Below are 1,830 nucleotides of genomic sequence, written 5' to 3'. Positions count from 1 at the left end.
GTCGCCGCCGCGCGGGACGCGTAGGGACCGTAGAGGCGGGCCGTGGCCGGCACCGTCGTCCCCCGCGCGAGCCCGGTCAGGCGGACCCGGTCGTAGAACGCCTGCCCGGGCCTGACCCGCTTGGCCGAGGTCCGGCTCTGCACGTTCACGGTCGACTGGGTCTCGTAGGCGTTGGTGACCGTGACCGGCGTGACCGCGTTCTCGACGATCTCCACACTCCCCGGCGATATCGAGGTCGCGGTGAGGTTGACCCGAGAGTTGTCGCCGTTCTGCGGCTCGGTGATCGTGCAGGTGGCCCCGGCAGGCAACCCGGTCACCGGGATGGTCCGGGAGCCCGCGCCCGTGCCGGCCGGGATCCTCACCCGGCGCTCGACCGGCGTACCCCCGTCGGCCGGGGTACACACGACGCGGATCACCACCGGATCCTGCAGCCCGGCACCCGCACCACTGATCGTCTTGATCACGTCGATCCCGCCGGCGGCGTACGGCGTGATCCGCACCCCAGCGACGACCTCGATGCTCTCCGACCGTGCGAGGATCAGACTCTGGGCGGTCGCCCGACCAGGAATGCTGCCGTCATAGACGTAGACGGTGCCCTCCTGGACGGTCAGCTCGCGCTCCAGGGCGAAACCCTGTGGCGTTTCGGTGCTGGTGACCGCACGGACCCAGAGCCGCGCACCGGCGGGAACCGTGGCTCCCGACGCCAGCGGCTGGGTGCCCGCGGCGTCGCTGAAGACCTCCACCCCTTCGAGGCTCAGCGTCGAGGGACCGTCAGCGGTGACCGTGAACGGACCGACCAGCTCACCGGTCAACGGAGCCGACGCGGACGCCGGCGTGACGGTCAGCGCCGGCGCTGCGGGCTCGGCCACCGGACCGTTCGCGAGGGCGTCGTTGACGATGGCCGAGGTGAGCGCGTACAACTGCGGCTCCTGGGTGGGGTCGAGCACCAGGTTGTCACTGAAGTACCAGATCGCGGCCTGCACCGCGGCAGACTTGACGTTGTCGGGGACGCCCGCGGGCAGCGGCTGGGACGGGTAGTAGTTCGCCAGGAGGTAGGCCATGTAGCCGAGGTTGGGCACGTTGGCCTCGGTCCACTCGCCACGCTCGTAGGTGACGCCGGCCTGGGTGGAGGTGAACGCGTCGATGCAGTAGGTCAGGGCCGTGACCCCCTGGGCGTCGCGCGTGGGGATGAGCCCGAGGTAGGAGCCCTGCGTCCTGGGCGTCGATCCGGGCGGCAGCGTCTCCGGGTACCCGCCGAGCGGGTCGAAGCTGGCCGGGGCAAAGTAGCTCCTGGTGCCGATCACGCCCTGCGCCCCGGTGATGGGCAGAATCTGCAGTTCGGTGAAGGCCGAGCGCGCCGGCGGGGGCTCGCTCCCCCCGATGATCGGGTCGGCCTGCGCCGAGCGTCCCACCACCAGGAGCACGCTGGTCAGGGTCAGCACGACGGCAACGCGGAGCGCCTTCGCCGGCCAGTTCGTCAGGATCGAGTTCACGGACGTGCACCTCCCGAAAGCAGTCGGAGCAAGACCCGGTCCCGAGCCGCTCTGCAACCTCCCGCTCAAGAAGCGTCGCACCAGTCTCCGGCCCCGGCAAGGTTCACGGCCGGCCCGGGGACCCGGCGGCCGATCATCCGGTGGGCGACCACCGGATGTCGCGCCGCCAGGTGCTCCGGCTCTACCGGCCGACCCGCTTGGCGACGACCACCTGGTACTTGGTGTAGTGGAAGCGCCCGTTGCCGTACACCACCCGGCCTGTGCAGCTGACCAGCACCAGCCGATGCGCGCCGGTCGTGGCGAAGAACCGCTGCGGCAGACGCCGCGTCCGGTCGAA

Annotated in this window: 1 protein-coding gene; it reads right to left on the bottom strand. The window is 71.0% G+C overall.

Translation table 11 applies throughout. The features are described from left to right. On the bottom strand, window positions 1-1,493 hold a 1,493-nt coding region (locus tag AC6EH9_RS20010; protein ID WP_498425446.1), incomplete at its 3' end, for a thioester domain-containing protein. Between the last annotated feature and the right edge of the window lie 337 nt (window positions 1,494-1,830).

This window comes from Nocardioides sp. Z21_20 (assembly GCF_059766585.1).
This window is presented reverse-complemented; position numbering and strand designations above follow the sequence as displayed.